This window comes from Paenibacillus intestini (assembly GCF_030803945.1).
In the GTDB taxonomy this organism is placed as follows: domain Bacteria; phylum Bacillota; class Bacilli; order Paenibacillales; family Paenibacillaceae; genus Paenibacillus; species Paenibacillus polysaccharolyticus.
Genome location: NZ_JAURUN010000001.1, coordinates 641655 through 667374, shown reverse-complemented (window position 1 = coordinate 667374; position 25720 = coordinate 641655). Strand labels below are relative to the sequence as shown.

General features: G+C 42.3%; 22 protein-coding genes. 15 read left to right on the top strand and 7 right to left on the bottom strand.

From position 1 onward, the window contains the following. Positions 1 to 106 precede the first annotated feature (106 nt). The 3 genes from J2T16_RS02860 (at position 107) to J2T16_RS02850 (ending at position 4175) form a co-directional block, all read left to right on the top strand. On the top strand, positions 107 to 2821 hold the full coding sequence (locus J2T16_RS02860) for a glycosyl hydrolase family 95 catalytic domain-containing protein (RefSeq protein WP_260510791.1): 2715 nt from the start codon (positions 107 to 109) through the stop codon (positions 2819 to 2821). Positions 2822 to 2966: 145 nt separating this feature from the next. Continuing rightward, positions 2967 to 3128, top strand: a complete 162-nt coding sequence (locus J2T16_RS02855; RefSeq protein ID WP_186809642.1) for a hypothetical protein — start codon at positions 2967 to 2969, stop codon at positions 3126 to 3128. A 156-nt stretch (positions 3129 to 3284) separates the two neighbouring features. Beyond that, complete coding sequence (locus J2T16_RS02850; protein ID WP_154959214.1) at positions 3285 to 4175, top strand: RCC1 domain-containing protein; 891 nt, start codon at positions 3285 to 3287, stop codon at positions 4173 to 4175. A gap of 86 nt (positions 4176 to 4261) precedes the next feature. On the opposite strand, the gene J2T16_RS02845 is transcribed toward J2T16_RS02850, so the two are convergent. Together J2T16_RS02845 and J2T16_RS02840 are read right to left on the bottom strand one after the other, a co-directional pair. Then, positions 4262 to 5803 (bottom strand): glycine betaine uptake BCCT transporter, encoded by a 1542-nt coding sequence (locus tag J2T16_RS02845; RefSeq protein ID WP_154959215.1) that lies wholly within the window; start codon positions 5801 to 5803, stop codon positions 4262 to 4264. A gap of 237 nt (positions 5804 to 6040) precedes the next feature. Continuing rightward, complete coding sequence (locus tag J2T16_RS02840; RefSeq protein WP_260510989.1) at positions 6041 to 7780, bottom strand: methyl-accepting chemotaxis protein; 1740 nt, start codon at positions 7778 to 7780, stop codon at positions 6041 to 6043. Positions 7781 to 8057: 277 nt separating this feature from the next. On the opposite strand from J2T16_RS02840, the gene J2T16_RS02835 reads away from it, so the two are divergent. Further along, a complete protein-coding gene (locus J2T16_RS02835) occupies positions 8058 to 10355 on the top strand; it encodes a PAS domain S-box protein (protein ID WP_221789592.1) in 2298 nt (765 codons plus the stop codon). Positions 10356 to 10536: 181 nt separating this feature from the next. Here J2T16_RS02835 and J2T16_RS02830 read toward each other — a convergent pair whose 3' ends face one another. Together J2T16_RS02830 and J2T16_RS02825 are read right to left on the bottom strand one after the other, a co-directional pair. After that, positions 10537 to 11109: a flavin reductase family protein gene (locus J2T16_RS02830; protein ID WP_336120003.1), complete on the bottom strand. Its 573-nt coding sequence runs from the start codon at positions 11107 to 11109 to the stop codon at positions 10537 to 10539. A gap of 74 nt (positions 11110 to 11183) precedes the next feature. Beyond that, positions 11184 to 11561 carry a MerR family transcriptional regulator gene (locus tag J2T16_RS02825; protein WP_336120004.1) on the bottom strand — a complete coding sequence of 126 codons (378 nt, stop codon included), beginning with the start codon at positions 11559 to 11561 and terminating at the stop codon, positions 11184 to 11186. 134 nt (positions 11562 to 11695) lie between these two features. Between J2T16_RS02825 and J2T16_RS02820 the strand changes: the two genes are divergently transcribed. The 7 genes from J2T16_RS02820 (at position 11696) to J2T16_RS02790 (ending at position 20635) form a co-directional block, all read left to right on the top strand. Next, positions 11696 to 12667 carry an aldo/keto reductase family protein gene (locus tag J2T16_RS02820; protein WP_336120005.1) on the top strand — a complete coding sequence of 324 codons (972 nt, stop codon included), beginning with the start codon at positions 11696 to 11698 and terminating at the stop codon, positions 12665 to 12667. A 210-nt stretch (positions 12668 to 12877) separates the two neighbouring features. Then, positions 12878 to 13552 carry a response regulator transcription factor gene (locus J2T16_RS02815; RefSeq protein ID WP_499017736.1) on the top strand — a complete coding sequence of 225 codons (675 nt, stop codon included), beginning with the start codon at positions 12878 to 12880 and terminating at the stop codon, positions 13550 to 13552. Beyond that, complete coding sequence (locus J2T16_RS02810) at positions 13549 to 14910, top strand: sensor histidine kinase (protein ID WP_499017735.1); 1362 nt, start codon at positions 13549 to 13551, stop codon at positions 14908 to 14910. The genes J2T16_RS02815 and J2T16_RS02810 overlap by 4 nt, the downstream gene beginning before the upstream one ends. A gap of 290 nt (positions 14911 to 15200) precedes the next feature. Continuing rightward, the gene (locus J2T16_RS02805; RefSeq protein ID WP_499017894.1) at positions 15201 to 17228 is read left to right on the top strand and encodes a serine hydrolase domain-containing protein; all 2028 of its coding nucleotides are present in this window, start codon (positions 15201 to 15203) and stop codon (positions 17226 to 17228) included. Positions 17229 to 17285: 57 nt separating this feature from the next. Beyond that, positions 17286 to 18227 carry an alpha/beta hydrolase gene (locus J2T16_RS02800; protein WP_336120008.1) on the top strand — a complete coding sequence of 314 codons (942 nt, stop codon included), beginning with the start codon at positions 17286 to 17288 and terminating at the stop codon, positions 18225 to 18227. Between the two features lie 220 nt (positions 18228 to 18447). Next, positions 18448 to 19638 carry a glycine C-acetyltransferase gene (locus J2T16_RS02795; RefSeq protein WP_499017734.1) on the top strand — a complete coding sequence of 397 codons (1191 nt, stop codon included), beginning with the start codon at positions 18448 to 18450 and terminating at the stop codon, positions 19636 to 19638. 37 nt (positions 19639 to 19675) lie between these two features. Next, on the top strand, positions 19676 to 20635 hold the full coding sequence (locus tag J2T16_RS02790; RefSeq protein WP_499017733.1) for an L-threonine 3-dehydrogenase: 960 nt from the start codon (positions 19676 to 19678) through the stop codon (positions 20633 to 20635). A gap of 122 nt (positions 20636 to 20757) precedes the next feature. On the opposite strand, the gene J2T16_RS02785 is transcribed toward J2T16_RS02790, so the two are convergent. Genes J2T16_RS02785 through J2T16_RS02775 form a run of 3 tightly spaced genes read right to left on the bottom strand, consistent with a single transcriptional unit; the run spans position 20758 to position 22331 of the window. After that, entirely contained in the window at positions 20758 to 21231 is a 474-nt protein-coding gene (locus tag J2T16_RS02785) for a DinB family protein (RefSeq protein WP_499017732.1), read from the bottom strand. Between the two features lie 60 nt (positions 21232 to 21291). Beyond that, a complete protein-coding gene (locus J2T16_RS02780; RefSeq protein ID WP_336120011.1) occupies positions 21292 to 21873 on the bottom strand; it encodes a TetR/AcrR family transcriptional regulator in 582 nt (193 codons plus the stop codon). Next, entirely contained in the window at positions 21870 to 22331 is a 462-nt protein-coding gene (locus tag J2T16_RS02775) for a nuclear transport factor 2 family protein (RefSeq protein WP_499017731.1), read from the bottom strand. Before J2T16_RS02775 ends, J2T16_RS02780 begins: the two co-directional genes overlap by 4 nt. Before the next feature lie 255 nt (positions 22332 to 22586). Between J2T16_RS02775 and J2T16_RS02770 the strand changes: the two genes are divergently transcribed. The 4 genes from J2T16_RS02770 to J2T16_RS02755 all read left to right on the top strand — a co-directional run bounded on the left by J2T16_RS02770 (position 22587) and on the right by J2T16_RS02755 (position 25712). Beyond that, complete coding sequence (locus J2T16_RS02770; RefSeq protein ID WP_499017730.1) at positions 22587 to 22907, top strand: GNAT family N-acetyltransferase; 321 nt, start codon at positions 22587 to 22589, stop codon at positions 22905 to 22907. A gap of 117 nt (positions 22908 to 23024) precedes the next feature. Further along, entirely contained in the window at positions 23025 to 23933 is a 909-nt protein-coding gene (locus J2T16_RS02765) for an oxidoreductase (RefSeq protein WP_499017729.1), read from the top strand. 15 nt (positions 23934 to 23948) lie between these two features. Next, entirely contained in the window at positions 23949 to 24854 is a 906-nt protein-coding gene (locus J2T16_RS02760; RefSeq protein WP_499017728.1) for a helix-turn-helix domain-containing protein, read from the top strand. A gap of 192 nt (positions 24855 to 25046) precedes the next feature. Beyond that, positions 25047 to 25712, top strand: coding sequence for a GntR family transcriptional regulator (locus J2T16_RS02755; RefSeq protein ID WP_499017727.1), 666 nt, complete (start codon positions 25047 to 25049; stop codon positions 25710 to 25712). Positions 25713 to 25720: the final 8 nt, after the last annotated feature.

Below are 25720 nucleotides of genomic sequence, written 5' to 3'. Positions count from 1 at the left end.
CGACATCATGAACGGAACTTGGTCGGCTCTTGTGATAACACAACTCCATTGCTCATCTTTATAATTATATCTATGAATCCAAGATTGGGAAACGGGGGAGAAGAAGTTGGGAAAAACGAAAACGCGAACTAATCTGTACGATAGAGGCAATTACGCTCTGCATTATACCGAAATACCCGCTTTAAATCCGGGTCATGCCTGGAGAGATGGCATGGTGAGTGGTAATGGAAGAAACGGCTATATCACGTCAGGTTCACCGTATTCCGACAGCTTTATTTTTCAACATATGTGGTTCAATTTCCCTTCCGCTGACCCCAGAGAGATACCACCAGAACTGACTAGTCAATTGCAGGAAGCCAGACAAAATGTATTTGAACAGAATGACCAATGGAAAATCAAACACAACAATGGTGAGACCCGTGTAAGAACATTCTATTACAGCTACCATCCAGGTCATCAGCTTCGCTTGAACATGGTGAACAGAGGACAAGTTGCAGATTATGAACGTTGGACGAACTATGAAACGGCTGAAACTGGCGTAAAATATCGTGACAACGATGGCCAGTGGGTACGGACCTCGTTTACATCCAGAACAGATGACGTGTCCATCACCAAGCTGGAGCATTCGGATCTTGGCAAAAAAATAACTATGGTGTTGCAGCTTGATGATATATCACATATGGACGGAGCGCATAATGGGATGTCCGAAGTTCATGCACTTCAATACAAAAAACTGGTGGATCCCGAAGCCCGTTATCTTGCTCAAGTGGCCCACTATCCATCTTATGCTGGCAGTGAGTTGTGCCATGGAGGATATGCCGGAGTCACTCAAGTTATTGTTGTTAATGGTACGAAGGAACGTATTGTGCTGGAAGATACTCACGAGGAGATGAATGTAGGACTTGAACGGAACCCTGCAATTCAGATTAAAGATGCCGATGCCGTATTTCTGATCACAACTTCGGGACGAACTCATGAAATGGGCAGTATAGAGAACTTTGCCGACTGCTCAAGCTACTTCCTTGTAGATGAGTTGTTACAGCACACCCAGTCGGTCGTGGAGAAGTATAGTCATGCGCAATGTGCATTTGATTATGAACAGGCACTTTCATTACATGCCGCATGGCATTCCCGTGAATTTAACACTGTACGTTTTGCCCTCGATGGTGATGAAGAACACAAGGATGTAGATAATCTGAAACTCATCGAACTGCAACAAGCATCCCCAGAGCGAATTAATCATGCTTTTATGGAACAGGTCTATAACCAGGGGCGGTATGCTATGATCTGTTGCAGCGGAAGCAGTGCACCTCGCTTATACGGAATGTGGACAGGGGAGTGGAATCCGGGATGGAGAGGCATTTACACACTTGATGCGAATGTGAACCTGCAGGTCGCAGCCATGAATACGGGGAGTTTGACACAAGCTCAGCTTGGGTACATCTCATTTTTTCTCAGAAATGCCCCGGATTTCGAAGCGAATGCCCGTATGGCCTACGGCATGCATGATGCGATTCAGGTAAGTGTTAACTCAGACGGAGATCGTGCTATGCATGTCGAATATGATAACGACTATCCTTTTGAATACTGGAATGCCGGCGCGAGCTGGTGTTTACTTCCTATTTTTGAATACTGGCAATGTTTCGGCAATCGCGATATTCCCATAGTAGAGGACATGAACATTGATCGTCTGCAACCGCTGTTATCTGTCAATGATAACGGCTTATCTGATGAGGCATTTGTTAGTTTGAAAGAACGCGGTACGCTGAATCTGCTTCAAGATATTTTGCTACCGCTGCTCACTAAACAGGCTAACTTCTGGGAGCAAATCTGTACACCTGAGTATTTCACAGATGTTGCGGGACAATCACGTTATGAACCAGGCAAACAATCATTACTTGCCGGAGAGCGTTATATGATTATTCCTACGTACTCTCCTGAAAATCACCCAATCGGTTATAACAGCACCATCACCGCTAACGCTACGATGGACATTTCTGCAGCACGAGATGGATTAAACATGGTTATTCAAGCGGAGATGGCTTTAAAGCGCCCAGGATATGACAAAGCGGTAGGCAAGTGGAACAAGTTGCTGGAACAGTTACCAGCATATCGTTACGATGAAGATGGTGCGCTCTGCGAATGGGCCATGGCCGAGTATATTGAAAACAACAATCACCGGCATTTGAGTCATTTATATGCTGCCTGGCCTGCGTATGAAACCCACAGTGATGCTGACCTCGCATCGGCTTCTGCTGTAGCTCTGGCAAACAGAGACCAGTTTAACACAACGGATGCCACAGCAGGACATGGCTGGATGCATAAAGCACTCGTACATGCACGCTTGAAAAATGCAGATGGTGTCCTTCATTCACTTCTGCCGATGATGATCGAAGGGGGTTATTATGATTCTTTAATGACTGATCATGATACCAACCGTAGAAATCATTGTTATTGTACGGACACAGCTTTTGGTGTAGTTGCTACGGTACAGGAAGCACTGCTCTATTCCAACACGGGAGAGATTGAAGTGTTGCCTGCACTTTCTTCAGACTGGATATCGGGTCACATCGAAGGGCTAATGGCAAGAACACAAGTGCAAGTAAGCCGTTTGTCTTGGGACCAATCCGTGGGGATAACAAGCGTAGTTTTGTCCTCACTTATTCAAAATAACACCATTCGACTGAGTTCGGGGTTGCCATGGACAACCGCGCTGGTCGATGGAGTAGAGGTACAAGTTCACATGCATGGCAAGCAGAAATACGTGAACTTAACACTGCAAGAAAATCAGGAGACTTCGATTGTTTTTAGTAGAGCATAGATATGGATTCAGTAGAAACTGACTTTCTTTGAGCATCGTAAAATCCTTTTACAAATATTATCAGTAAGTTATAATACAATCACCCGATGAAATTACCCAACAATAAAGTGAAATATTGTTATTATTCAGTGAAGGAGGTATTGTTATGGTCAAGAAAAAAATTTCCACTGCCCTGAGTGCAACTTTAATCATTTCTATGTTAGCTGCTGGTGTAATCGTTGCGATCCAAGGCACAACCACGTTAGAGGTAGCGAAAACAGCAGGGGATAAAAAGGTTGAAGTTATCAAAGGTATTGAAAACAACTGATACAACTGTCACTAGAATTAAAAGACTGCAACATGATAGAATTTTGATAACATAATGAATGGATTAACCTCAGAATAGTTATATCATCTGAGGTTTTTTTCATTAGTGCAAATATTCTGCTTGAAAATCGCAGGTTTTCAATTGGTGGAGGGAGATATGGACTACAATTCAGGAGAAAAAGCATGGTTTGACACGAAACAACTTAGAAACTCTACTATAGCGGCGGGTCGTCGTCATACCGCCCGTCTTCGATCAGACGGTACAGTGACAGCAGTGGGTGATAATAACTACGGACAATGTAACGTAAGCGATTGGAACCACATCGTCGCAGTTGATGCTGGCAATGTTCATATGGCTACGAACACGGGTAATGCCCACACCGTCGGTCTTAAATCTGATGGTACGGCAGTAGCTACAGGTTGGAATAAGCACGGGCAATGCAATGTAAACGAATGGCGCGATATGGTTGCTGTTTCAGCTGGTTGGTGTCGCACTGTCGGGGTTAAGTCAGATGGAACCGTGGTTGCAGTGGGGCGAAATAACGAAGGGGAGTGCAACGTTAACAGCTGGCGCGATATTGTAGCGGTCACGACGGGGGACTGGCATACAGTCGGCCTCCAATTAGACGGTACAGTAATAGCCGTTGGTAACAATAAGTATGGACAATGTAACGTTAACGATTGGAGCGACATATTAGCTGTTTCCGCCGGGTACCTTCATACGGTTGGGCTTCGATCGGATGGTACGGTTGTGGCTGTGGGTAGGAATAAGGAAGGTGAATGTGACGTAAGCGGATGGCGTAATATTGTAGCTATTGTCGCAGGAAGTTATCATACGGTAGGTCTAAAATCGGACGGTACAGTCATTGCTGTGGGTTCGAATAAACATCAGCAATGCGTTATAAGTGAATGGCAAGATATTAGAGCTATTTCAGCAGGATGTACCCATACCATAGGACTGAAATCAGATGGTACCATGGTTGCTGTGGGTGATAATGATTATGGACAATGTGATGTAATCGAATGGAGTAACATCATGAATAAATAAAAGGACACCCACACAAAAGTGAGTGTCCTTTCTTTCTGTAGAGATTGCATACGTTAGAGATCAAGGATACATTACCTGCCGGCTATTCAGATCTGCAGGTTTTCCTGTTCTTCCAGCAGTCGTTTCAGTTTTTGGCGCTGTCGTTTTTCCTTCTGACGGCGCTCTCGATCTTCAGCTTGCAGAGCTTTGAGAAGGGACACACACATGCCAATAAGTACAACTGCGAATGGCAGCGCAGCTACAATAGAGGCTGTCTGAAGACCATTCAATCCCCCACTAATCAGCAGTACGACCGCAATTGCCGATTGAAAGATACCCCAGGTTAATTTGACTCTTGCACTCGGGTTCAAATTACCATCTGTTGTTAACATGCCAAGAACAAACGTAGCCGAATCCGCTGACGTAATGAAGAAAATCATGATTAAGATTGTGGCAATGAAAGCTACAATCGTGCCTAAAGGTAGTTGCTCCAACATAAGGAATAGAGCCGTTGTCGTATCTTGCTTGACAGCTTCCGCCAGATTTGCAGCATTAAACAACTCCATGTGAAGACCTGTTCCACCAAAGACAGAGAACCAGACAAATCCGAAGAGGCTTGGAATGAGCATCACGTAAATCACGAATTCTTTTACCGTTCTTCCTTTGGATACCCTTGCGATAAAAGTTCCGACAAACGGAGCCCACGCGATCCACCATGCCCAGTAGAATAAAGTCCATGCTCCAATCCAGGTTTCTCTTGAGAACGGCGTTAGTCTCAAGCTCATGTTAACAATATTTTGCAAATAATTACCTAAGGTTGTTGTAAATGTGTCAAAGATAAACGTAGTCGGTCCGGTCACCAATACAAATAACATCAATAGCAAAGCTATAACGAGGTTCGTATTGCTTAGAATTTTAATCCCTCGGTCCAGTCCGGAGGTTGCCGAGATTAAATAAAGTACGGTTACTACCGTAATGATGATCACCTGTACCGTCGTGGAGTTAGCGATACCGAATAAGTGATTCAGTCCTCCACCAATCTGCAGTGCACCCAGTCCAAGTGATGTCGCTACACCAAAAATGGTGGAGATGACCGCCAAAATATCGATGGCCTTGCCAAGCCAGCCTGCCGCAAGACGCTCTCCGATCAAAGGGATAAAGGTGGAACTAATCAACCCTTTATACCCTTTTCGGAACTGGAAGTAAGCAAGCGCTAAGCCGATAACGGTATAGATCGCCCAAGGATGCAGCCCCCAGTGGAAGAAGGAATACCGCATGGAAAGTCTTGCTGCCTGAGCGGTTCCGGCTTCTGCTCCTTCCGGTGCAGATAAAAAGTGGGACAGCGGTTCGGCAACTCCCCAGAAAACCAGTCCAATCCCCATACCAGCGCTAAAAAGCATGGACAGCCAGGAAATCGTAGAATATTCCGGTTCATCATCGTCATCCCCCAGTCTGATATTGCCGAATCGACTGAACGCCAGATAGAAGGCGAAGATCAGGAAGAACAGTGTCGCCAGCAGATAAAACCAGCCAAAATTGTGAATCGAGAAGTTGTAGGCCACGTTAGCCACATCAGCCAGCTGATCAGGAGCAACGGCTCCCCATATTGCAAAGAGTGCAACGATGATAATTGTGATTGTGAATACCATGATGAGACCTCCGTTATGTAAGCTATAGCCAACTAATCCTTAGTATTGCTAGTCCGGCTTGTAATCATGCGAAAAGCCAGCTGTTGATAATTTAAAACAAACCGCTATGTAATGAAACACTGGCCGGCTGAATTTTAGTTACAGAGAACCGTAACTCAAACTATGAAGTAAAACAAAATGTCAAAACGATAAAAAAAAGCCCGACACTTTATTGAATCAAGCATCGGTCTTTACTTATTATTTATCCGTATCATGGATTTCGATTTGAAATTGATCTGAATACGATTTGAGGTTATCAGCAAGGAGGGTTAGCTCTCCGGAAATGCCTGATAGTTCATTGGCCGAACGCTGTTGCTCTACAGCACTGGCGGAAACTTCTTCGGACATGGCTGATGTTTCCTCAGTTGTGGAAGCAATGTAACTCAAATGTTGCTCCACCTCTTGGCGAATGGATTGCATATGGATTGTCCGATTTTCCAGACGTTGAGCAAGCTCATGCACTTCAGAGGATAACCGGCTTACCTGTTTGAAGCTTTGAAGACATTCAGCGATCTGTTCTTCCTGCTCCTTGGCAGCTAACATATTTGAATCCAGATGCGTTCCCATATGATGAATTTCTTGAACAAACGAACTCAGTATCTCATCAATCTCCTGAATCGAACGTTCGGATTCTTGAGCGAGATGTCCCATCTCATTAGAAACAACTCCAAAGCCTTTACCTGCTTCACCAACACGGGCTGCTTCAATCGAAGCATTCAAAGATAAGATTTGAGTTTGTTTTAATATGTTGTGAATCTGTCCACTGATGGAAGAAGCAAGTTCCGAACGTGTCGTCAGCGACTTGGAAATACTCTGTTGATCCTCAACAAGTTTGGCGTTCTCACGGCCCTTTTCTAGCAGAACCTCATGTTGGCGTGTCACTTGTATTTGCAATGCAGATAACTGATCGGAAGTACGGGTGAACTGTTCCACATAAGAACCTACTTCATTCATAATACTGCCCAGATTTTCAGAATGCTGGACGGAGTGTTCTGTCTCTTCAGCTTGTTTCATGGAGCCTATGGCAATTTCTTCGATAGCTCTGGAAAGCTCTTCAGACTGACGCTGATTGGTAAGAGACGTTTTGGCAATATTTTTAGAAGACTGTTGCAGTGTAGCGGAGCCTTGTTGTATTCCCTTCATAATGTTCGTTAGTTGAACAACCATAGTATTAATTAGGTTACTGATGTCCCCGAGTTGGTCGTTTGTCATCTGAGTGGATACAACCCGGAGATTTCCGGAAGAGACCTGTTCCAGGCTTGACTTAATGTCAGATACTTGACGAAGGATCCCTCTTACGACAAGCCACATGATGATGAACGATAAAATTAAAACTACTGCAAAAATCGGGATAACTTTACCATACGTATTATTCAACGTTAATGCAGAAACGCCTTCAACTTCTGCTGCAGACTGGTCCATACCCAAATAACCAATAATCGTTCCTTGCGAATCTTTAATTGGTGTAAAAGAGGACATAAGCAGTCCCCAGACAGGATCTTCGACAATGCCAGTCGTTACAACTTCACCGCTTGCCAAACGTTCTAGAGTTTGAGAGTTCAGCTCAAACGCAGTCCCGTAAGGACTGTATTCCGGATCGTCCCAATCCGCGCCATCCACGGTGTAGACCCATCCATTCGGTGTTTTATTATACATATAAACATAAAGGGCCCCCGATTGAAGGCGAGCCTTAACAAGCTGTTCTCTAAGTGTTTTGTATTCAGAGCTTTCCTCCGAACCTGAAGTATATAACGAGTTGATTAATGCTGATTCCTTACCCATCTCAGTAGCGATGTTCACTGCAAGCTTCTGGTTGTTATGCTGCATTGTCATCAAGGATGAATTTTCACTGGAGTAGTTCGTTGCCCACAAAATCAGGCCGCCCATAGCCAGTAGTGGGACAAGGATGATCGAATATAGTTTTAATCTTAAATCCATTCTTTTGTTGCGCTTGTGTTTCACGTTCTGTTCCCCCTCGGAAGTAAATAAAGCATAATTATTTATGAGCCTATACTATCTTATCGTAAACTTGAGGATTAGAATGTAGTCCAATGCTAAATTCAGTGTCATCTTGTCCGTTACTGGAAGTCAAATTACATATGTGATAAAGGCTAATATTTAAAAACGTTTTATCTCGTTTTATTTTGATTTACAAAGAATAAAGTTTTTGGGAAAATGGTTCTAAATCATAAAATGAAGTAGGGGAGAGCTTTCAATGCAGGTTCAGAAGGTTAATCATCATGAATTCTTCGAACAAATATATGACCATACACCGATTGGAGTTGCTCTCATAGCTCCAGCGGGAAATTGGCTGAAAGTGAATCCTGCTTTTTGTCATATGACCGGTTTCACTTGGGGAGAACTGATAGAGCTCCGTTGCCAGGATTTAACGCATCCCGAGGATTCCTCGAAGGATCACGTTGAAGAAGCTGGACTTTTTGAGAACAAAGTAACAGAAAATATATATGAAAGGCGTTGCATTAAAAAGAATGGCGAAGAATTATGGTGTTCTTTTCATGTAACTCCCGTCAGCGACGACGTAACGTTTGAACTCCTTTATTTTATTTGCTTTATTGTAGATATCACTGATCGTATCCGATCTGAACGGAAACTTTCGCACAGTAAAGGCATTATTGAAAATGCCGAACGCTTGGCGAAGATTGGAAGCTGGGAGTGGGATGTAGTTCATGATCAGATCACCATTTCTGAACAGGTAATGGAAATCTTTGAACTTGAGCGCACAAACCCATATTATTGTGCAAAAGATATCTATAAGGTAATGAGTACTGCAGATGTTGCATCTTTGCGAGAAAAAATAAGAAACGTAGAACAAAGAGATCCATTTGTTTTTGAATTTAAATACGCTCGGTCCGAAGCTAGAGTAAAGTATATTCAATTACGTGGGTTAATCATTTATGACAAACATCAACAGCCCGTAGAGTTAAAAGGAGTACTTCAGGATATTACCGAACAGAAACAGATCGAATTCAGGCTTCAAGAAACCATCGAACGTTACACCTCGCTCAAAAAGTATAATCATGATGCTATTATTTCATTTGACATGAGTGGAAACATTATTAATGCTAATCCTGCATCTGTCAAGATGACAGGTTATGCAGTAAACGAAATGATTGGAAAAAGTATAGGGAGATTTATTGGGGCTAGTAATTTAGGCCTCATTCTGCGGAGTCACTATGGTTTGGCTGAGAAGAAAATGAACACTGTTTTGCACAAGGACGGCCGTGAAACGGAAGTATTGGTAACGCTTGCCCCAATTATTATTAATAATGTCAATGTCGGCTACTATTTAATAGCCAAGGACATAACGGAACAGAAAAAGCTTCTCATTGCCAAAGAAACAGCTGAAAGGATGAATCAGGCGAAAAGCGATTTTCTGGCGATGATGAGCCATGAAATACGGACACCTATGAATGGTGTGATCGGAATGACAGATCTTCTTCTAGATACCCCGGGACTGAGCCAGGAGCAAACAGAATATATTCAAATTATTCAAAAAAGTGGAGATTCCTTACTTACTATTATCAATGATATCCTTGATTTTTCTAAGATCGAGTCAGGGAAAACCGATTTAGTGGTTGATCCATTTGATCTTCAAGAAATTGTGACAGAAACGGTGCAAATCGTGAAACCTTTGATCCGCGAAAAGAAGTTAGACATTCTTATTTGTTTGGATAAGACGCTGCCAATTCCGCTTTATGGTGATGCATCTCGTTTAAAGCAAGTACTGACTAATCTCATCGGTAATGCCGTGAAGTTTACTCTCGAAGGTAGCGTTGAAATTGAAGTACGGGTTAAAGAACAATGTGATGAGAACGTGTTTCTCGAGTTTAAAGTCAAAGATACGGGAGTGGGAATTCCAGTAGAGAAAAGGCAACAATTATTTGAGCCATTCTACCAATTGGATAACTTTATGACCCGCAAAACACAAGGAACGGGATTGGGACTGGCAATCAGCAAAAAATTGATAGAACTTATGCATGGAGATATATGGATTGAGGATGCAGATGAGCCTGGCACAACGTTTATATTTACAGCCTGCTTTAAAAAAAACAATAAGGAAGTCAGCCAGCGCTTAGATCTGTCCCCAAAAAAGAACAGAGACATCCCTCTCCATATTCTGATTGCAGAGGATAATGATATGAATCAGCTTGTCCTTAGTAAAATGATTGAAAAAAAGGGACACTTCGTAGATCATGTCGTGGACGGAAAAGAAGCGTTAGAAGCTGTCAAGAGAAATGCATACGATATAGTATTTATGGATGTGCAGATGCCAAAATTAAATGGATTTGAAGTGACCCAAGCGATCAAAGAGAATCTATCTCCTGAAGACTGTCCCTATATCGTTGCAGTGACTGCAAATGCTCTAAGAGGAGATAGGGATCGATGCTTGAAGGCAGGAATGGATGAATACATCAGTAAACCCATTAAAAGTGAAACTATTTATCAAGTGATGGAAATGTACTATACCAAGAAACAGATGAATCATTCGTAAATATTAAAGTTAATGTGAGAAAGCCCGTGGGAGAGAGGCCTCGAACGACGAAGTCAAAAAAATGTGGGTGAGCATGTCAAACCCAGTATTATCAATACAACAACCCGCAAAAACCCGGAATGATAGAAGGAGTTCCCAAAAGGGGACTCCTTCTATTTAGCTCTAATCAGTCGATTTAGTTCTACTTCGATCGATTGAGATGCAATGGATGGTTCTTTTCCGCGCTTTCCTGATTTAGTATTTTGTAGGTTGATCGGCCTGCATATAATGGAATCTCAAGCTTTGAGAAGTCGGGGAGTCCATTCTCTAAAAAACATGAATCATCTCTATAGCGCTGAACAATTTCTCCTGCGATCCACTCATGGTCGCCAAAACTTGTAATGCTCAGCGAACGGCATTCATAAGCAAAGTAGGCATCCGTAAGAACAGGTATATCGACTTGAAGTCCTTCTTCATACTCAATATTAAATTCCTTGAATTTGTCCAAATCTCTTCCACTGTATGTTCCAACGGCTTGAATTATTTCTGAACAATGTGCAGGCAAAAAGTGTACACCGAATGCTCCGCTTTGCTCTATTAGTGTATAGGTATAGGTCTCTTTGCGAAGAGATATGCCATATATTCCTGGTGAAGAGCCGATGTACGTGTGCCATCCTGAAGCCATAATATTTTGCTTTCCCTCATGACGCGCAGTCACTATTGCAACCATTCCGGGGTATGAGTACCATGATTCGTCTTGGATCGGTTGTCGCATGAAAATCACTCCTCGTAACCGTATTTTCAGAGCTAAACTTGAAAAGGCCACCCGTCTGATAAACAACAATCATATTATGGGGTATCGATATGAAAGATGCCAATCTCATTATAGTGATCCAGCTTGTAATCAATGGTTCCCAGGCTACAGTTCAACACGTCCAATTGCTTCACTATGTTTTGCCGATGTTGCTGAAGCATTTCTTTCCTCTGTTCACTAGTACTTGAACCTTCCAGACAGAGCAGCATGAATGCTTTTATATCCTCAAGTGGCATACCACTATCTCTCAGACAGCGTACTAATTCCAGCCAACATATATCCATCTCGGAATATTTACGGGTACCGTATTCTGTCTTTTTCAACAAAGGCATCAGACCTGTCCGATCATAGAACCGCAACGTGGAAGCAGGCAACTGGGTGCGTTCTGCAACTTGTTTAATCGTAAATTCCAAACAAATCTTCCTTTCAAAAAAAAGGTTGAAGGTATTGACTTAAACCTAAGTTTAACTACTATCCTAAGATAGTACAATAGAGCGTTTTCATAAATAGCCTCTAGTCAAACCATTCTCAAAAAGGAGTGATTCAGTTGAAATACAGAAAGCTGGGTAGAAGTGGATTGAAAGTTAGTGAAATTGGATTGGGAAGCTGGCTGACCTATGGATCGGCCACTTCTGAGGAGGCAGCGCGTGCATGTATGCATAAAGCATACGAACTCGGTGTCAACTTTTTTGATACGTCGAATTCATATACAGGTGCTGAAGAGGTCATGGGAAGTACGTTGAAGTCGTATTCACGCAGTAGTTATGCCCTTGCTACAAAATTGTTTTTCCCGCAAGGATCGGGACCGAATGAACGTGGATTGTCCCGTAAACATATCGTCGAGCAGTGTGAGGCGAGCTTGAAACGATTGGGCACAGATTACATTGACCTATACCAATGTCATCGTTTTGATTCCGAAACTCCTGTTGAAGAGACGCTTCGAGCATTGGATGATCTGCAAGCGCAAGGTAAGATTTTATATGCAGGTGTCAGTGAATGGACTGCCGCACAGATTGCGGAAGCCTCTGGAATCAGCAAACGTCTGAACTTGCGTCCGTTAATTTCCAATCAGCCAATCTACAATATGTTTGAGCGATATATCGAGAGAGAAGGTGTGATTGAGCAATGCGAGCAGGAGGGGCTTGGTCTCATTGTGTTCTCTCCACTAGCACAGGGCATACTCACAGGCAAATACAAACCGGGACAACAAATTCCAGAAGGCACACGAGCTGCGAATAATCAAACGAATGGTGTCATCAACAGTTATTTACGTGAGGATGTGCTCCAATGTACTGTACAGCTGTCGGATATGGCTAACGAACTCGGGGCAACCTTATCTCAATTCGCATTAGCATGGATTCTCCGACAACCAGCGGTAAGCTCTGCCATTATTGGCTCCAGCAGACCCGTTCAGATTGAAGAGAATCTCAAAGCAATTGAGCTTAAGCTTACACCGGATATTATCTCGGAAACAGAAAAAATCCTGTCTTCCATCAGCCATTTTGCGCCAATGCGATAATAACAATAACCATCTGCTTTCCAAGTAAAAAGAAACCTTCATCGCATTAACGAAGGTTTCTTTCCTATACTAAAGTTTCGATCTAAAGCACCGCAAGAGATCATTTCTCACATCATCCCCATTGCATGATCTCAGCCAATGAGGTAGCATGATTTAGAACTCTTACCCTTGCTCAACCCATGAATTATTCTTTTTAGGAGAGTGCAAACGATGACTACAATATTGGTTGCTGACGACGATGCGAACATTCGCAAGCTCGTTGGTTTATTTTTGCGTAACAACGGATTTACAGCCATCAACGCCGCAGACGGAAAGGAAGCTCTGGATATCTATAACTCTACGCCAGTGGATTTGGTGATTCTTGATATTATGATGCCAGTCATGGACGGTTGGACATTATACGAGGAACTTCGAAGAGCCAATCCGGATCTTCCATTACTAATGCTGACGGCAAGAAGCGAAACCTGGGAGAAAGTACAAGCTTTTCAACTCGGAACAGATGACTATATGACGAAACCATTCGATCCACTTGAGTTGATGGCTCGAGTCAAGGCACTGCTGAAACGATACCGTATAGGTGTAACGCAGACGATCCAGTTAGGAAACGTTATTCTGAACCGGCAGTCTTATAAGGTCCAGTGGGGTAAAGAGACGTTCACCTTGCCGCTTAAGGAGTTCGAATTATTGTATAAACTAGCTGGATTACCGGGACAAGTCTATACGCGGGAGCAATTAATCGATCAAGTATGGGGAATTAATTATACTGGTGATGATCGAACGATAGACGTACATATTAAACGTTTACGCGAACGTTTCGCCGATATCTCCGATTTTCGTATCGAAACGGTTCGGGGACTGGGCTACCGTCTAGAGGTGCAAGAGTGACCGGCTCTCTATACACACGTGTAGTCCTGACCTTTCTGGTGTCCGTGATCGGAGGTACAATCCTTTCTTTTCTTGCTACAACCTGGATATTTCAAGATAAGTTAAATGAAAACCTGCAAAGCAACTTGCTTGACTTTGGTCAGGATATCGCACGTATCTACGAGACATTGCCGGTACGCGAAGCAGAAATGCTCATAAGTGAAATGAAACAACTCAACTCCTACCACATTCAAATCTATGAAGCGACGGATCAGTTTCAAACCTATGGAGAACTTAATGGACAACATCCATTCCAGGTGACTACGGAACAAGTGAAGAAAGTGCTGAATGGAGGAAGGATACAAATTAATGGAATCGATACCATCTTCCTGGGATTGCCGATAAAAACTGAAATAGGAAGCAAAGCCATGTTTGTAGAGCCCCTCACTTCCTCTTCCACCTCATTTCTCATCAAGTTTATTGTGACCTTTTTGATTTGTTCTTTTGTAGCAGGAAGCTTATTGATGCTAATTGCAGCTATTTTTCTGGTAAGACCGATCAAAAAGTTGACAGAAGCGACCCGTCTTATAGCTGCTGGCGATTTCAACGTCAAACTTAATATTACACAAAAGGGTGAGATCGGTACTTTGGCTCGCAGCTTCGAAGAGATGATGCACGACTTACAGCAGCTTGAGCAGATGCGCAGGGAATTCGTAGCAAACGTCTCCCATGAAGTTCAATCTCCGCTTACCTCCATTTCAGGTTTTGCCATAGCGCTCAAGCAGGAAGACATTCCGGATGACGAACGAAGCTCTTATCTGGACATTATCATTACTGAAACTGCACGAATGTCGAAAATAAGTGATAGTCTGCTGAAGCTGAGCTTGCTCGAATCTCAGTCACTGCAAATGCGACTGTCCACGTTCAGCCTGGATGAACAGATCCGACGAGTAATCGTCGCTATTCAACCCCAATGGTCGGTCCGCAACATTCAGTTCGATCTAGATTTGCAGCCCACCAAAATCACTGCCGATCATGAACAATTAAATCAGGTGTGGTTCAACATCATCGGCAATGCCATCAAATTTTCCAAAGATGGCGCCCGAATTGAAGTCAAGATCAAACAAAATATCAAGAACGTGACGATCCGTATAACAGATTCGGGTATTGGTATCCTCCCGGAAGACCAAAAGCGTATATTTGACCGCTTCTTTAAAGCAGATCGTTCACATAGCCAGATATATGAAGGCAGCGGTATGGGACTGGCTATTGTAAAACAGATTGTCTCACTTCATCAAGGGGACATCTCGGTTGAGAGCGAATACGGACAAGGAACAACCTTCATCCTCATCTTGCCTATCACAACACGAGCAGATTAATTGGACTGCATGCCTTTTCCAGGCCATGCAACCATGTATAAACCTTATTTCACATGATAATTCAAACTTTTTTGGCCTGTTCATCCTCCGTTCATACTCTAGTAATTAGGGGGACATCTTGGTTAGTTATACTGTCTTTAGCGCTCCCGATAAGGTGGCCTAGCATAATAACGAAGACAGGAGTGGATGCAACAGTGAAGCCAAGAGAGGTAACAAAGATAAGTGTGAGGACAGCAAAAAAAAGAAATACTATAGCTGCTGTGACTCTCATACTGACGATACTTGCTCCAATGTCTGCAACGGCTACACCGGCTGCCATAGATAATAACAGTAGCCTTACGTATGAGACAACGAAGAAAACCGTAATCGAAAAAGCCAAATTACTGACTGAAACGTACGGTACGACGAGTCTGCAATATGCGCTCATTGATGGTGGAGAGATTATAGTGTCCGGTCAAACGGGGAAGAACGATCTAAACGACAAGGTACCTCTTACTACGAACACGATCTATGGCATTGGTTCAACCAGTAAAATGTTTCTTACAGCTTCAGTAATGAAGCTGGTGGATGAAGGCAAGATCGATTTGGATGTGCCTGTTGTGAACTATATGCCTGATTTTACAATGAAAGATAAACGATACAAACAGATTACACCCCGTATGTTACTGAATCATTCACCTGGTCTTATGGGCACTTCAACCAGCAGTGCCATATTGTACGGGGACAATGACTCGTATTCACATGATATGTTTCTCGATCAATTGGCGGATCAAAACCTGAAGGCAGATCCCGGTGCATATTCGGTTTATACAAACGACGGGTTTACTTTAGCTGAAATTTTGGTGGAGCGAGTCAGTGGCATGAGTTTTACGGCATTCATACACAAACACTTTACAGAGCCTCTAAAAATGGATCATACAAAAACACCACAAGATGTGGTTAACCCGGTAGAAATGGCGGGAATCTACTCTCCTTCGTATAAGGGACAGCTTCCACAAGAAAATTATAATATCATTGCTTCAGGAGGCTTATATTCCACCGCTAAGGATTTGGTGAAATTTTCCCAAATCTTCACAGGAGAGGTTCAGGGGATTCTTTCCAACAAGTCGGTAGAAGCCATGGAGAAAAAAGAATACAGAAGAGGCATGTGGCCAAAGGATAGTGATTCTTCTATGTCGTACGGATTAGGGTGGGATAGTGTGGACTTGTTCCCATTCAGTGACTACGGCATCAAGGCTGTTACGAAAGGTGGAGATACGTTATCTTATCACTCCTCACTCGTCGTACTTCCGGAATACAACATGGCTGCAGCCGTGATCTCTTCAGACGGGTCAAGCGTAACCGATCAATTCATTGCGAGTGAGTTATTACTCAGCGCACTTGAAGAAAAGGGCATTATTAAAGCACGGAAACCGGAAAAATCATTTGGTGTACCTGTGAAGGCTGAGATGCCTAAAGAAATATCCAAGTTTGCAGGGAGATATGGTGGTAATAATTCAGTGACGAAGATCCAGATAAATAAAGCTGGACAAATGACGGTCTCCTCTCTCACGGCTCCAAGTAATCCCCTTCAAGAATACACGTATACAGCCGATGGTACTTTTGTGAATGAAGATGGGTCAGAAAAGTTGAAATTCGTTGTGGAGAAAAATGGGAATACCTACCTGTGGTCCCGTTCGTATATCTCCGTTCCAGAACTCGGACAGGTGGCTTTCTCCGAATATAATTCGGAGAAGCTCAAAGCCAATACATTACCCAAGGAGATTAACGCTGCATGGGCAAAGCGTGATGGTAAAAAATATTATCTGGTGAATGCGAAATACACATCCATGTTCTATCTTAATGCTACATCAATCCTGCCTATTCATATGAGTAAAGAGAATCCAGGGTATATGTCCAATAATAAAATTATTGGAGCAGACGAAGCAGCCAATCAATTGCAGATTCCGGGTGTTGCCGGACGAGATCCGATGGACATTCATTTCTCCAAAAAGTACGGAGGAGAGTATCTTACATTTTCCGGTTATGTATTCGCCAGTGAGGAACTTGTGAAACCCATCTATTCGGGTGAACGATCCGCAACGACCATTCAAGCAGATGGATATGCCAAATGGTTTTCTGTACCCGCTACCGCGAAAGGAAAAGTCATGACAGTGAAGTTACCTACAAATGGAGCCTTTGCTGTCTATGATCAGAACGGAATTTGTATTAATCACAGCGTGGTCAGCGGTAAGAATGTTGTTGTTTTACCCGAAAACGGCCGTATTGTATTTGCTGGTGAGGCTGGCGCCAAATTTGAAATTTCACTAAAAAAGTAAGGTGAATGGAGTTTCAAACATTTCTACAACAATCAAACTGAGCAGGAGACAAACATCATGATGAAAAAAATATTAAGCATTTTGCTCAAAATAGTCGGAGCCCTAGTTATCTTGATCACATTATTTATCGCCACTGTTTTTATTGTTAATGTATTTAGCAACAAATCGGAGGCAGGGAAGATACAACCTTATGGTCAGTTTGTAGCGGTCGACGGAAAAAACATGAATGTGTTCATTCAAGGAAAAGGGGAAGAAACTGTTGTATTACTTCCCGGATATGGAACCCCAGCTCCAGCCCTTGATTTCAAACCGCTAATCGATGAGCTATCACCATTTTACAAAGTCGTTGTCATTGAGCCTTTCGGTTACGGATTAAGTGACGTAACTGAAAAAGAGCGTACCACGGAAAATATGGTTATTGAGATTCATGAAGCGTTACAGCAGCTTAATATTCATCGTTACACGCTTATGGGTCACTCCATTTCAGGAATTTACGGACTCGACTATGTGAACAAATATCCAAACGAAGTAAGTGCATTTGTCGGGATTGATAGCAGCGTTCCAACACAGGGAGGTAACGATGCTCCATTTCCAACTGATACTTACAAATTGCTTAAAAAATCAGGATTCTACCGATTATTAATGAAACTGGCCCCTGATCAACTGATTGCACCAGACGTTAATGATGAAACCAGAGAACAAATTAGAATACTCTCACTCAAAAATACGTTTAATCCGAACAACCTGAATGAAGGAGAAAACTTCAGCTCTAATTTCAAAGCAACTGAGAACTTGACCTTCCCCAAAGAACTTCCTGTGATTTTCTTCTTACAAGCGAATGATACAGAAACGAAAAACTGGATACCTCTCCATGAAGAGCAAGTTAAAAATTCTGTACATGGGAAAGTGATGACATTCGAAGGAGGACATTATTTACACCATACCCGATCCAAAGAAATCGTCGAAAACTTTAGGGAGTTTATGAGTGAAATAAAATAAAAGATATCAACAAAGATTTAGTAGCGATTGCTTCCGGAAATCGGGGAAGCAATCGCTATGTTTATTTGCGGATTTTTTTGTCATTTTGTCCACCATATGTGTACAAAAAATAAAAAAGATGCTACATTGAAATCAGGAAAATTCCTTTTATAACAAGGTTTTAAAACAGAAATTTCTTGTCTCCTGTACGAGGACATACGTATATCGAGGAGGGAATAGAATGTCAAGTCAAGCATTGGATCAATTTTTAAGTTCGAACATCGAAGATCTAAAGTCTAAAGGTCTATATAACGTTATCGATACGCTACAGGGTGCAAATGGTCCGGTTATTCGAATCAACGGAAAGTCTCTAATCAATTTGTCTTCTAATAACTATTTGGGGCTGGCAACAGATAATCGCCTGATTGATGCTGCAGTTAAGGCAGCTCAGACATACGGGGCAGGCGCAGGGGCTGTGAGAACCATTAATGGTACGATGGATATTCATATTGAGCTTGAAGAAAAACTTGCCCTTTTCAAAAAAACGGAAGCCGTTATCGTGTATCAATCGGGATTTAACTGCAATATGGCTGCTATATCCGCGGTAATGGACCAGCATGATGCGATTTTATCAGATGAGCTGAATCACGCTTCGATTATTGATGGCTGCCGTCTGTCGAGAGCCAAGGTGATCCGCTATAAGCATTCGGATATGAATGATTTAAGGCAGCAGGCGAAAGAGGCCAAGGAATCCGGTCAGTACCATAAAATTATGGTCATTACCGACGGGGTTTTCTCCATGGATGGTGATATCGCAAATCTGCCCGAAATCGTGAAAATAGCAGAAGAATTCGATTTGATTACCTATGTGGATGATGCTCATGGTTCAGGCGTTCTCGGAGCAGGTGCTGGAACCGTGAAGCATTTTGGATTGTCCGACCGTATCGACTTTCAAATTGGCACTCTTTCCAAGGCGATCGGCGTTGTCGGCGGTTATGTCGCGGGTAAGAAACAACTGATTGAATGGTTGAAGCTGAGAAGCCGTCCGTTTTTGTTCTCAACATCGTTGCCTCCGGCTGTAATCGCTTCGTGTAGCGCTTCTGTCGACATTTTGATGAATGACAAAGAGCTGATTGAGAAGCTGTGGGAGAACGGCAATCATTTGAAAAATGGCTTGAGCCTGCTTGGATATGATGTAGGCCAAAGCGAAACACCAATCACACCTTGTATCATTGGCGATGAAGTAACCACCCAACAGTTCAGCAAACGCCTCTATGAAGAAGGCGTTTACGCCAAGGCAATCCTGTTCCCTACGGTTCCGAAAGGAACCGGAAGAATACGCAACATGCCGACAGCTGCGCATTCCAAGGAGATGCTGGATCAGGTGATTTCCGTTTATGAAAAAGTTGGCAAAGAAATGAAGCTGATTTAGTTGCACCTACGGGAGTCTATTTCGGGAGGAATGTCTTATGAAGAAGATATTGGTGACCGGAGCACTGGGCCAGATCGGTTCTGAGTTAGTTGTTAAATTACGTGAAATTTATGGTGCGGATCACGTCGTTGCTACGGATCTCAGGTCATCGTCCCACGAAATTACCCGATCCGGACCATTCGAACTGCTGGATGTGACAAATGATAAGGCGATGTTTGAAATCGCCAAGCGGTACGAAGTAGATACCATCATGCATTTGGCTGCGCTACTGTCGGCTACGGCAGAGGAGAAGCCCCTGCTTGCCTGGAACTTGAATATGGGCGGACTGATGAATGCACTTGAGATATCCAGGGAGCTCGGTTGCCAATTTTTCACTCCAAGCTCCATTGGATCTTTTGGCCCTTCGACTCCCAAAGACAATACACCGCAGGATACGATCCAGAGGCCCAATACGATGTACGGTGTGAACAAGGTGTCCGGCGAACTACTTTGTGATTATTATTTTTATAAATACGGTCTGGATACGAGGGGGTTACGATTCCCCGGATTGATATCTTATATGACGCCTCCCGGTGGAGGAACGACGGATTACGCGGTGGAAATTTACTATGCAGCTGTGACGACGGGTCGGTATACATCTTATATCGCCAAAAACTCTAACATGGACATGATGTATATGCCGGATGCCCTAAACGCTATCATTGATTTAATGGAAGCGGATTCATGCCGATTGATACACCGAAACTCATTTAATGTCACCGCAATGAGCGTCGACCCAGAGGCGATCGCTGCCGCGATTCGGGAAGAGATTCCCGGATTCATCCTGGATTATGATGTTGATCCGAAGAGGCAAGCAATTGCCGATAGCTGGCCGCATTCCATTGATGCTACGGCGGCGAAAACAGAATGGGGATTTCATGCCCGCTACGACTTGAGGGCCATAACGAAGGATATGCTTTCACACCTAAGCGATAGACAAATGCTTCGCAAAGCTTAAAGTTATGTTGAATTCGCTGTGTAAAGCGAGTAGAAATACAAAAGAAGCTACATCAAGAGGTTGGGCGTTACCAAGACCTTTTGTTGTAGCTTCTTTTTTTATCCTCCAGCCCAGTCGTTTCCTTAGTCGGATTCAATTATGCTCTTGATATTTTTAATTGTTGCAAAATGCATTGCTTCATGGTAAATCAGAAAACTCAGTAATTGTTCTGCATTCGTAAAGCTAAGTCCTGTAGAAGACTTGTAATGAGGATTGATTTCTTCTTTCAATTTGCTTGAAAGTACCGATTCAACCCTTTCCATTTGTTCAGTTAACAAGTCGATTAATTGAGACAACGTTGGAGGCTCTGTATCCCAGTCAGACGGGTTAGTTCCTGGATTAAACAACTTACTAAAATTAGCAGGATATTTGGTTTCTTCACCAGTAAGTTGGAAAGCGAACTTCTCATGTACAACATACATGTGGCCCAGATTCCATTTTATATTGTTTTTCAAACCTGTTGGAATGATTTCGGATGCAGAGTCATTTATATTCCTTACATAATCAACTGCCTGACGGCGAACAAATTTCAATTGATCTGCGACAAAATGGCTCATGATATTGACCTCCCATAAAATAAAGTCGCTAATGAAAACGTTAAAGAGAATACTTTTGTGTTAGTGACCAGAGTTGCTTTTAGAGACATAAGTTGAGACTCGTTGCGAAAGATTTGCCAATGTACGTTCAAAAAAGGATTCATCATTAAGCGCTCTACTTAGAACCAATGCTCCTTGAATACTAGCAATTGTTTCCTCTGATAACTGATCAGCAGTCTCTTTAGAGATACCTGTTTGAACTAGCGCCGCGCTCAAGGCTTCAATCCATCTTATAAAGTATTGCTGAATTACAGAAGCGAATCGATCTCTTGTTCCGTCCAAAGCGAATGCACCAATAAGGCATATACGCTGTCCAGATTGAAAATAAGTATCGACCTCTTGCCACATATGATCAATGGCTGCCAGGGGTTCATTCTTTTCGAGCGGTTCAAAAATATTCTTGACAAACCATTGATCAATATGAGTAAGAATTTCAGCAACCATCTCATCTTTTCCACCTGGAAAGAAATAATATAAGCTTCCTTTAGATAGACGCGTACGGGCTGTAATTTTACTTAAAGATGCACCTTCATAACCTAATTCACGAAATACCTCCGTAACGAGAGGGACGACATCCGATTTTTCAAAAACAGTACGAGTCATAGGTTTAACTCACTTAGGCTTGGGTGTTCAGCAGGGCGTGTGCCGAGAGGCCAATGAAATTTTCGTTCCGATTCCTTAATCGGCATGTCATTAATCGAAGCAAATCTTCGCTTCATCAAGCCGTCATCAGCAAATTCCCAATTCTCGTTTCCATACGATCTGAACCAGTTGCCGCTATCATCATGCCATTCATATGCGAATCTCACTGCAATACGGTTATCCGTAAATGACCAAAGCTCCTTAATAAGGCGGTAGTCCAGTTCTTTGGCCCATTTTCTAGTTAGTAAAGAAACAATTTCTTGGCGGCCTGTGATAAACTCGCTCCGATTTCTCCAATAACAATCCTCGGTATACACAAGTGAGACACGCTGAGGGTCTCGGCTATTCCAGCTGTCTTCTGCCATACGAGTTTTTTGGATTGCTGTCTCATGTGTGAATGGGGGAGCTAAATTATTCATTAGATTTTCCTCACTTTCTAAACCTTTTGTATCAGTATAAACCGATCGGTTTATAAATGCAAGTTCATATCATAATACTTTAGCTGACAAAACTTGAAGCACTTATAGTGGACTATTCAGTTGAACTACATAATTGTTTCGAATTTCCCAAATAGCCGAATTGGTATGTTGTAAAAGAATACAACTGGTACTTACTTGACCCCCATTAAAATGCTAACATAATTCTTAGATCATGATGATTTTGACCGGGATACATTGGAAGAACAAATCCTTCTTGTAGAGGAGAATGCCCATGTTCTCGGATTCACCTCATTGTATGTACCTAATCGATTTATTCATAATTTGTTTGTTCACCCCACCGCTGCTGGCAAAAGTGTTGGCGATCTGTTACTCAAACGAGCTGTAGCCGAACTGGGAACGCCAGTCACATTAAAATGTGTTTCCGAGAATCAAATAGCATTGAATTTTTATAAGAAACGGGGTTGGAAAGCTGTTGTTGAGGAAGGAGAGCCTGGAGCGAAATATTGGGTTAGGGATTCTCTGAGAACAAGCAAATTAATACAGAGATTCGGATAAATTCGTAGTGGATGCGTATATGTACCATGCTGTTGATCAGTAGTATCCTAATATTAAGAAAATAATGAGTCAATAAGAGCTGAAGTCAGTGAATGAAGAGAAGGGCAGGAGACGAATATGAGTAAACAGCATTGGGACGCAACCAAAATACCTGATCAACAAGGAAAAGTAATTATCGTAACAGGCTCAACGAGCGGTCTTGGGAAAGAAGCTGTAAAAATCATTGCTGGTAAGAACGCAAAGGTTATTATGGCTGTAAGGAATGTGGATAAAGGTAAAGAAGTTGTCAAGGAAATCAAAAATGAATTTAGAAATGCTGATATTGACGTTAGGAAATTAGACTTGTCCAATCTGAGTTCTATTAGAGCTTTTGCAAATGTAATGATGGAAAACTATGACCGGTTGGATATACTGATCAATAATGCAGGAATTATGTTTGGTCCTTACTCCAAAACCGTCGACGGGTTTGAAAACCAGTTTGGGACCAATCATTTAGGCCACTTTGCGTTAACTGGCCTACTCATGCCGCTGTTGAAAAAGATAGAAGCATCAAGAATTATAGCGCTATCTAGTTTAGCTCATACGATGGGAAATCTCGATTTTGAAGATTTGAACTGGGAAGCGAGAAAATATAATACGCAGAAAGCTTATGGTGACAGTAAATTAGCAAATCTTTACTTTACGTATGAGCTTGCAAGAAGGTTAAATAAAGAAGGGAATCACCCCAGAATCACGGCTGCACATCCGGGTTGGACAGCTACGGACTTACAAAGAAACTCGGCTCTCATGAGCGGAATGAACCTATTTTTTGCGCAACGTGTGGAAATGGGGGTTTTACCCACCCTTCGGGCTGCTTTTGATGAAAACGCCAAAGCCGGAGAGTTTTATGGACCATCAAAACTGATGAATATGAGAGGATATCCCGTTGCACACTCATCGAACAAATTATCCTATGATGAAACAATGGCCAGAGAATTATGGAAACGTTCAGAGGAAATGACAGGAATTAAATTCCAATGGCAATGACAAAAGGGTGATACGATGAACGAAATAATCCGAATTGATTCAATCTCTTCATTGCATGAGTTAATAGGGTATAACAAACCCAAACATCCTCTGATAACCTGTATAGAACTAAACAAATTTAATCCCGGGATGGCATACCAGAATAGACAGTTTGTCAACGGATTTTATACGATCTCATTAAAAAACGGTGAGAATTTTGATATCAAGTATGGCCGTCGCCACTATGATTTCAATGAAGGAAGTATGATCTTCGTGGCACCGGAACAGCTATTAACGGTTGATTACGATCCGGGTGATTACGGTGCGGAAGGCTGGATGCTATGTTTTCATCCGGATTTGATTAGAAAAAGTGCATTAGGAAACAAAATGGATGAGTATTCTTTCTTTTCTTATGCAGCGAATGAGGCGCTTCATTTATCAGAGAAGGAGAAGGATATCGTAACCAAAATCGTGCATATCCTCGTTGAGGAGTTCAATCAGAATATAGATATATATTCGACGGACTTAATTGTTTCCAATCTTGAAGTATTGCTTAACTATGCAAAGCGATTCTATGGGAGACAATTTATTACCCGAAAAACGATCCATCATGATGTGGTGGACAGATTTGAGCAAATATTAAAAGAGAGCTTCACCTTGCATCAACTGGGAGAGAACGGTATACCCAGTGTGAAAGAGCTTGCCAAAGAAATGGGGTACTCCACCAATTATTTAAGTGATCTGTTAAAGAAAGAAACAGGAAAATATACACAAGAACATATTCACTATCAGATCATCCATCATGCCAAAAACTTGCTATCCGGTTCTTCAGAACCGATCTCCGATATTGCTTATAAGCTCGGTTTCGAGTATCCGGCCAATTTTTCTAAATTTTTTAAATCACGGACCGGAATGTCGCCGAATCAATTTAGAAAATATTAAAGTTGACAGAACCAGCCAGAAAAAGACAGAGAGCCCCCTTATGATCGCTTATGGGGGTCTTTTTTTGATGGCGAGAGAAAATGGTCCTTAAAATTTTATATAAGGACATAGTAAAAAATGAAATATTAATTGCATCTTAATCGTGTATGCGATATATTGCATATAAGAAAATTGTAATGAGGATGAAAAACAATGCCAATTCCTAAAGACTTTGCCTTACCCGTCCGTATGTCCGCAAAAGAAAGAGCGTTTTCTCAGATTCAGCGATGGATTATTGATGGAACACTGCAACCAGGTGAAAAGCTGATTGATGCGGAAATGGCTGAATCCCTTGGAGTCAGCCGGACTCCGATTCGAGAGGCATTTCAGTTACTCGAAGTTCAAGGCCTCGTGTCGATGCATCCAGGAAAAGAAACAAAAGTAACGAATGTTGAGAAAAACGATATTTTCAAGATGTATTCAACCATGGCTGCTCTTCAGGCCTTGGCTGCTGAAATCACCGCCAAAATTATTATTCCAGAACAGATCGAGAAACTAAGATCTATTAATTTGGAATTTGAAAATTCCATTAAAAATGGTCAAGTGTATCAGGCCATGGAGGTGGATGAGCAATTTCATAATTATATTGTGGAGCTCTCAGATAATCCTTATGTAGCCACATTTAATGCCTCTCTTCAGATTCACATTAGGCGATTTAAATATGTGTTTTTAAAACAACCTATGACAGCTACACTTGCTTCAGTCGAAGAGCATGATTTGATTATTCAAGCTTTTGAAGGCAAAAATAGTGAAGAAGCCCATAAACTAATGAAACAAAATTTTATCAGGCCGATGCAGGAACTGAACGAAATACTTTGAAATGAGGG